Source organism: Phenylobacterium sp. (assembly GCF_031412415.1).
Taxonomy (GTDB): Bacteria; Pseudomonadota; Alphaproteobacteria; order Caulobacterales; family Caulobacteraceae; genus Phenylobacterium.
Genome location: NZ_JANOCX010000110.1, coordinates 1 through 7,297, shown reverse-complemented (window position 1 = coordinate 7,297; position 7,297 = coordinate 1). Strand labels below are relative to the sequence as shown.

Sequence of the window (7,297 nt, the reverse complement as noted above, 5' to 3'; positions counted from 1 at the left end):
CTCTATCACGGCACCCAGCAGATCAACCAAGGTCAGATGGACCGCTGGTCGATCGTCACCACGCTGAACTACCTGGCCCACGACGTCGAGGCCGACATCGTGCTGTCCAAGTCGCCGCACTACGACACGGCCGAGGGCAAGCGCACCATCGCCGCCATGGTCCGCGTCGCCGACATGACCCGCAACGCCTTCATGAACGGGGACATCTCCACGGTCATGAGCCCGCGGACGGTGATCACCTGGGCCCAGAACGCCGAGATCTTCGGCGGCGACCTTGCCCTATCGTTCCGGATGACCTTCCTGAACAAGTGCGACGAGCTGGAGCGCGGCACCGTCGCCGAGTTCTACCAGCGCGCCTTCGGTCAGGACCTGCCGGAAAGCACGGCCCGGGTGCGGGTGGCCTAAAGATCGAACTGGACCGCGCCGCCCGTCGGCGCGATGTTCGCCCCCATTGCGAACAATAGATTTTCAGTGGGGATACATGTCCAGGATCACGCTCGCGGCGTTCGCCGCAGGCACGCTCGCGCTAGCGGCATTCGCCTCTCCGGCCGCCGCCCAGACGCCGGCCGCCGACCATAACGACTACTCGAAAGCCGAGAACTGGCTGTGCTGGCCCGGCCGCACCGACGCTTGGTCCGGCGACAACAGCTCAACCGTGATCACCGCCGACGGCAAGGCGACCAAGGAGGCCTGGAAGGCCGATCCCAAGGCGCCGATCGACTGCTTCTACGTCTATCCGACCGTGTCGATGGACAAGTCGGTGCTGTCGGACATGACGCCCAACGCCGAGGAGCAGCGCGTGGTCGAGCAGCAGCTCTCGCGCTTCGCGTCGAAGTGCCGGGTCTATGCGCCCATGTACCGTCAGTTCACCCTGACGGCCCTGCGCGCGATGATCACCGGCCAGCCCCTGCCGGACGGTTCAGCCGCGAACGCCCCGCGTCCGCAGACCGGATATCAGGACGTGGTCGACGCCTGGAACCAGTATCTCAAGACCGAGAACAAGGGCCGCGGCGTGGTCCTGATCGGCCATAGCCAGGGCTCGGGCGTCCTGACCCAGCTGATCGCCAGCGAGATCGACGGCAAGCCGGTCCAGGCCAAGGTCATCTCGGCCCTGCTGCTCGGCACCAATCTGCCCGTCACCAAGGGCGGCGACACCGGCACGTTCAAGTCGATACCGCTCTGCAAGTCAGCGACCCAGACCGGCTGCGCCGTGGCCTATGTGAGCTTCCTGGAGTCCGCGCCACCCCCGGCCAACAGCCGCTTCGGCAAGCCGCGCGAGCCCAATTCCCCCATGGAAGCGGCCTGCGTGAACCCCGCCAGCCTGGCGGGCGGCAAGGGCGAGCTTCACAGCTACATGTCCGCCACCGCCAACGGACATGCCAAGGACGGCTGGGCCAAGGGCGTCACGGTGGACACGCCGTTTGTCTCGGTTCCCGGCCTGCTCAACGCGACCTGCGTCAACAAGGACGGCTTCAACTATCTGGCCGTCGGCGTGAACGCCGATCCTGCCGACCTGCGGATCGACGCCATCAAGCCGGGCGCCGTGACCCCCGACTGGGGCCTGCACCTGGTCGACGTCAATGTCGCCATGGGCAACCTCGTCGACCTGGTGGAGACCCAAGGCAAGGCGTGGCGCGCCAAGCCGTAGCCTGAGACGTTCGCGGGCGGCGTCAGCCGCCCGTGATCTTCTTCCCGGCCACGAAGCCTAGAACCAGGAAGATCACGAACCCGATCAGGAAGATGAAGAACAGGAACTTGGCGATCCCGGCGGCCGCGCCGGCGATGCCGCCAAAGCCTAGGGCGCCGGCGATCAGCGCGACCACGGCGAAGATGAGAGCCCACTTGAGCATGACGTGTTTCCTTGAACAGCTTGAGGCACCAACGCGAGGCGCGGCCCCGCGTTCCGTCACGTCGCCCTTCCCTCGCTTCGGCTCGTCGCGCTAAGAAGGCCGACCATGGCCAAGAATCCGGAAAGCCCAATCGAGCCCTTCAAGCGCGCGCTGGCCAACGCCGCGCGCTCGCTCGCCGAGATGCCCGATCTGGAGATCGTCTATTCGGGCGAGGGGCCCCTGCTGCGCGGCAAGCGCGCGGTCTTGCCGCATCCGCCCCGCGACCTGACCTCGGCCGACGCCGCGCGCATCCGCGGCCTGGCCGACCAGATGGCCCTGCGCCTGGCACACCACGACATCGCCGCCCACAACAAGGCCCGTCCTGCTTCAGCGTTGGGCGCGCCGGTCTATGACGCCCTGGAGCAGGCGCGAATCGAGGCCATCGGCGCCAACGCCCTGGGCGGGGTGAAGGACAACCTGCGCGCGGTGCATGAGCAGGCCTGGGCCAAGAAGCCCCTGAACCAGCTCGAGGCCCTGGCCAATCCGCCCATGGCCGATGTTGTCGCCATGATGGCCCGCGAGCGTCTGACCGGCGAACCGCCGCCGCCCATGGCGCGCCCGCTGGTCGACCTGTTCCGCGCCGAGGTGGAGAGCAAGGCCGGTCCAGACCTCGACAAACTGGTCGACGCCTTCCACGACCAGAAGGCCTTCGCGCGCATCGCGCGGACCATCCTGCGCGACCTGTCCCTGGGCGACGATCTCTCCGACGCGCCCGACCAGGCCGACGACGAGAACGAGGAAGGCGAGGACGGCGAGAGCGACGCCAGCGAGGACGGCGACGAGGGCGACGGCGAAGGCCAGTCCCCGCAGCAGACCTCCATGGACGAGAACGAGGCGACCCACCGCGAGAGCGAGGACGCCGACAGCCAGGCCATGCAGGCCGACGACGATTCCGACGCCGAAGACACCGACGAGCCGCCGGAGATGGGCGACGGCGAGCAGCCCGCCCGCCCGGACCTGAAGGGCGAGGGCAAGCAGGCGACCTACAAGGTCTTCACCACCGCCCACGACGAGGTGGTGGCCGCCGAGGAGCTCTGCGACGCCGAGGAGCTGACGCGGTTGCGCGCCTATCTGGACCAGCAACTCGCCAGCCTCTCCAGCGTGGTCTCGCGCTTGGCCAACAAGCTGCAGCGCAAGCTGATGGCCCAGCAGAACCGATCCTGGACCTTCGACCTGGAGGAAGGGATCCTGGATGTCGCGCGCCTCACCCGCGTGATCATCGACCCCACCGCCTCGCTGGCCTTCTAGGATGAGGAAGACACCGAGTTCCGCGACACGGTGGTCACCATCCTTATCGATAATTCGGGCTCGATGCGCGGTCGGCCGATCATGGTGGCCGCCGTCTGCGCCGACATCCTGGCGCGCACCCTGGAACGCTGCGGCGTCAAGACCGAGATCCTCGGCTTCACCACCCGGGCCTGGAAGGGCGGCGCCAGCCGCGAGGACTGGCTGAAGGCCGGCAAGCCCGCTCAGCCCGGCCGGCTGAACGACCTGCGCCACATCATCTACAAGTCCGCCGACGCCCCTTGGCGGCGCGCCCGGCGCAACCTCGGCCTGATGATGCGCGAGGGGCTGCTGAAGGAGAACATCGACGGCGAGGCCCTGATGTGGGCGCACCAGCGCCTGATGGGCCGGCCCGAGGCCCGCCGCATCCTGATGGTCATTTCAGACGGCGCGCCGGTGGATGACTCGACCCTGTCGGTGAACTCCGGCCACTACCTCGAACGCCATCTGCGCGAGGTGATCGGCGAGATCGAGGGCAAGAGCCCGGTCCAGCTGATCGCCATCGGCATCGGCCACGACGTGACCCGCTACTATCGCCGCGCCGTGACCATCGTCGACGTGGAGCAGTTGGCTGGGGCCATCGTCGATCAACTCGCCGAACTGTTCGACGAGGAGGTTCGCCGGGTCACGCGCAAGAACGCCAACCTGCTGCAGCCGCCGCCCAACACCCAGGGGCCGCAGGGCCCGGCCACCCGACGCTCGACCTTCAAGGAAGTGCGGAGAGCCGTCGCGTGAGGCGTGGGCTGGTCCTGGCGGCGGCGCTCCTGCTTTCGGCCTGCGCCCAGCCGGGCGCCCTGCCCGTTTCGCCCGTTCCGGCCGGCCCTGGCTTCACCATCGCGGCGACCGCTGTTCCGCTGAACGTCCAGGACCCGGCCCAGGATCGCGTTGGCGACTTCCGCTACGCGGGCGGTCTCGCCCTGTCGTCGCCGGACACCGCCCGATTTCATGGTCTCTCGGACATGGCGCTGGGCGTCGGCGGCGACCTGACCGCCGTCACGGACGAGGGCGACCTGCTGAAGGCCCGTCTGGTGCTGGACAAGGCCGGCCGCCTTGTCGGCTTGGCCGACGGACGCATCACCGCCCTCACCAACCCGGAGGGCAAGCCGCTGCAAGGCAAGCTCGAAGGCGATTCCGAAGGCGTCGCCCTGCTGGCCAACGGCGACATGTTGGTCAGCTTCGAACAGCGTCACCGCGTGTGGCTCTATCCAGCCGCCGGCGGCCCGCCCCGCCCCGCCCCCATGCCCGACGCGACGTTCCCCGACAATGGCGGGCTGGAAGCCCTGGCTCCCGATCCCGCGGCGGGTCCGGACGCCTATGTCGCCGGGGCCGAGGAGAGCGGCCAGACCTGGACCTGCCGGGTCTCCGCCACCTGCGTTGTCGGTCCCGCTATCGCCAAGCCGCCCGAGTTCGGCCTGGTGGCCGTCACCCGCCTGCCGCAGGGCCGCACGGCATGGCTGCTGCGCGCCTGGGACCCCGCTCGCGGCAGCCGGGTCAGTCTGGTCGTGCGCGACGCGACAACCGAGATCGCGCGCATGGATTTCGCCCGGCCGCTCGCCGTCGACAATTTCGAGGCCCTGGCGGCGGTTCCCACCAAGGACGGAACCATTCGATTCTACCTGCTTTCCGACGACAATTTTCAGAGCTCCCAGCGCACCCTGCTGCTCGCGTTCGACTGGAAGCCCAGATCATAAGCCCAAAGGCATAGGGAGACGCCCATGAGCCGTGTCGAGGTCTCGATACCCACGCCCGACGGCGAAGCCCGCGCCTTCGTCTTCACCCCCGGCGAGGGCCAGGGTCCCTGGCCGGCGGCGATCTTCTTCATGGACGGCCCGGCGATCCGCCCCGCCCTCTTCGAGATGAGCCAGCGCTTGGCCGACAACGGCTACTACGTGCTGCTGCCCGACATGTTCTGGCGCATCGGCCCCTACGAACCCATCGATATCAAATCGATCCGCAGCGACGAGGAACGCCGGGCGATCTTCGGCAAGTTCTTCGCCTCCACCAGCCCCGAGAAGCAGATGAGCGACACGGGCGCTTTCCTCGACTTCCTCTCGGCGCAGCCGCGGGCCAAGGCCGAGAAGATCGGCGTCACCGGCTACTGCATGGGCGGAGCGATTGTCCTGCGCGCGGCGGGGACCTATCCAGACCGAGTCGCCGCGGCTGGCGCCTTCCATGGCGGGAACCTCGCCACCGACGCGGCCGACAGCCCACACCTGCTGGCCCCGCAGATGAAGGCGAAGATCTTGGTGGCCGGCGCCGACGAGGACCGCGGCTTCGACGACGCCCAGTGCGAGCGGCTGGACAAGGCGCTGCAGGACGCGGGCCTGGACGCCGAGGTCACCATCTATCGCGGCGCCAAGCACGGCTACGCCCCGCCCGACATGCCAGTCTACGACGTCGACGCCTCCGAGCGGCACTGGCGCGAGCTGATCGCCCTCTTCGACGGCGTGCTGAAGTAGCTATCGCGCCTCGGGGACCCAGACGAACCCGTCGCCCTCCGCGCGCACGCTTCCCACGCCCGGGAACGGGAAGTGCGGCGAGTAGAGCCTGAGTTTCTGGTCGGCGGCGCGTTGTAGCAGCGCGCGGCGGCTGGCCTGGGCGGTGGGCGCGTCGCCATCGTAGGAAATGGTCCAGTCGGGCTTGCGCACCGAGATGACGAAGTGGTGGGCGGTGTCGCCGATAAAGAGCACCCGCGCCTTGCCGGTCCCGATCTCGTAGGCGCTGTGACCGGCGGTGTGTCCGTTGACGGCGACGGCTGTCACCAGTCCTGGCAGGACGACGGCGCCAGGCTTGAATGTCACGACCTTGGGTGTCAGGGCGGCGACCAATGGCTTCTGAAGCCTCGCGGCCTGCATGGACGCCCATTCGGGCTCGGAGAGATGGACTGTGGCTTTGGGGAACGCCAGGGCGCCGTCCGCGCCGAGCAGTCCGCCTATGTGGTCGCCATGACTGTGCGAGATGAAGATGTCCGTGACCTGGTCCGGCGTAACCCCCGCGGCGCTCAACGAGGCCTGTAGCCGACCGCCCTTGGCCCAGGACACATTGCCCGCGCCGGTATCGAATAGCAGGACCTTGCCAGCGCCGCGCACCAGGAGGGGCTGGATGCTCAGGTCGACCGCCTCCGTCGCGAGGTTCGCGGCGGTGAGAACCTGGCCGACCTCGCCGGCCGGCCGGCCGATTCCGAAGGTCTTGCCGTCAATCGCCACATTGAGGCCGCCGTCGCGGACCGACACGGCGTCAAGCGCGCCGATCTTGAAGCGGTGGACATCGGCCGATTCGGCTGCAGCGGGCGCGGCCGCGACAGCCAGGCTGGCGGCCAGGGCGAAGGCGATGGCGATGGCGAGTCTCATGGGAGGTCCTGTGATGGTCCGGCAAGGACGGTCAGGCTGCCATGGCGCGCGAATCGCACAAAGCAAAAGGGCCGCCCCGAGGGACGGCCCTTTCGAAATTCAGATAGGCTTGGCTTAGGCTGCGGCCGCGGCTTGTTCGGCGAGCTTGGCCTTCACCTGCTTCTTGATCTTCAGCGCGCGGGGCGAGAGCTTCTCGTCGCGGGCCTTGACCAGGAACACGTCCAGGCCGCCCCGGAAGTCCAGGGTGCGCAGGGCCGCGTTGGTGATCCGCAGCTTGAAGGTCTGACCCAGCGCTTCCGACTGGAGCGACGCCGGCGCCAGCGCAGGCAGGAACCGGCGCTTGGTCTTGATATTCGAGTGGCTCACATTGTGGCCGACCATGGGGCCGACCCCGGTGAGTTCGCAACGACGCGACATGGCTTCTGACCTACGCGAGAAAACAGGGATGCGGCGGGCGGACCCGCGCGAGAGGCGGCGATATAGGCGAAGGCTGTGTCCGGCGTCAAGGCGAACCGGCCAACGAAGCGGTCATGACGGCCCCAAAAGGCCAAAAAACCACAAGCCGAACCGGAACGCGTTTGTGCCTCCAGGCCTTTGAGATACAATAGCTTGTAGGGAACAAAGGCTGAATCCGGCGGAGTCGCTGATTCGGTCACGGTTCGTTTCGGCCGTGTTCCGCGGGTTCCCTCGTTCGCGTTAACCGCGAATCCGCAGCCCCTCGCACACTCAACTCCTTCGTCATCCTCCGGGGTCGCGAAGCGAGATCCGGGGGAC

Annotated in this window: 6 protein-coding genes and 2 pseudogenes; 5 read left to right on the top strand and 3 right to left on the bottom strand. The window is 68.0% G+C overall.

All coding sequences use genetic code 11. The features are described from left to right. Positions 1 to 405 (top strand): annotated as a pseudogene (locus RMO04_RS05600) (CbbQ/NirQ/NorQ C-terminal domain-containing protein); the annotation flags it as partial. Positions 406 to 481: 76 nt separating this feature from the next. After that, positions 482 to 1,648 carry a DUF3089 domain-containing protein gene (locus RMO04_RS05595; RefSeq protein ID WP_309643805.1) on the top strand — a complete coding sequence of 389 codons (1,167 nt, stop codon included), beginning with the start codon at positions 482 to 484 and terminating at the stop codon, positions 1,646 to 1,648. Between the two features lie 22 nt (positions 1,649 to 1,670). Here the strand turns inward: RMO04_RS05595 and RMO04_RS05590 are convergent, their stop codons facing one another. Then, positions 1,671 to 1,850, bottom strand: a complete 180-nt coding sequence (locus RMO04_RS05590; protein ID WP_309643804.1) for a DUF1328 family protein — start codon at positions 1,848 to 1,850, stop codon at positions 1,671 to 1,673. 105 nt (positions 1,851 to 1,955) lie between these two features. Between RMO04_RS05590 and cobT the strand changes: the two are divergent. The 3 genes and pseudogenes from cobT to RMO04_RS05575 all read left to right on the top strand — a co-directional run bounded on the left by cobT (position 1,956) and on the right by RMO04_RS05575 (position 5,632). Then, positions 1,956 to 3,908: pseudogene (gene cobT, locus RMO04_RS05585) on the top strand (cobaltochelatase subunit CobT). After that, entirely contained in the window at positions 3,905 to 4,864 is a 960-nt protein-coding gene (locus tag RMO04_RS05580) for an esterase-like activity of phytase family protein (RefSeq protein ID WP_309643803.1), read from the top strand. Before cobT ends, RMO04_RS05580 begins: the two are co-directional and overlap by 4 nt. A 24-nt stretch (positions 4,865 to 4,888) precedes the next feature. Then, the gene (locus RMO04_RS05575) at positions 4,889 to 5,632 is read left to right on the top strand and encodes a dienelactone hydrolase family protein (RefSeq protein WP_309643802.1); all 744 of its coding nucleotides are present in this window, start codon (positions 4,889 to 4,891) and stop codon (positions 5,630 to 5,632) included. On the opposite strand, the gene RMO04_RS05570 is transcribed toward RMO04_RS05575, so the two are convergent. Both RMO04_RS05570 and rpmB read right to left on the bottom strand, forming a co-directional pair. Beyond that, entirely contained in the window at positions 5,633 to 6,523 is an 891-nt protein-coding gene (locus RMO04_RS05570) for an MBL fold metallo-hydrolase (RefSeq protein WP_309643801.1), read from the bottom strand. A 114-nt stretch (positions 6,524 to 6,637) separates the two neighbouring features. Next, positions 6,638 to 6,940 (bottom strand): 50S ribosomal protein L28, encoded by a 303-nt coding sequence (gene rpmB, locus RMO04_RS05565; RefSeq protein ID WP_309643800.1) that lies wholly within the window; start codon positions 6,938 to 6,940, stop codon positions 6,638 to 6,640. Between the last annotated feature and the right edge of the window lie 357 nt (positions 6,941 to 7,297).

What these genes read in the sequence shown, in the direction of transcription:
- RMO04_RS05590 (WP_309643804.1), bottom strand. Translation starts at nt 1,850, where the DNA reads ATGCTCAAGTGGGCTCTCATCTTCGCCGTGGTCGCGCTGATCGCCGGC.
- RMO04_RS05570 (WP_309643801.1), bottom strand. Translation starts at nt 6,523, where the DNA reads ATGAGACTCGCCATCGCCATCGCCTTCGCCCTGGCCGCCAGCCTGGCT.
- rpmB (WP_309643800.1), bottom strand. Translation starts at nt 6,940, where the DNA reads ATGTCGCGTCGTTGCGAACTCACCGGGGTCGGCCCCATGGTCGGCCAC.
- RMO04_RS05575 (WP_309643802.1), top strand. Translation starts at nt 4,889, where the DNA reads ATGAGCCGTGTCGAGGTCTCGATACCCACGCCCGACGGCGAAGCCCGC.
- RMO04_RS05595 (WP_309643805.1), top strand. Translation starts at nt 482, where the DNA reads ATGTCCAGGATCACGCTCGCGGCGTTCGCCGCAGGCACGCTCGCGCTA.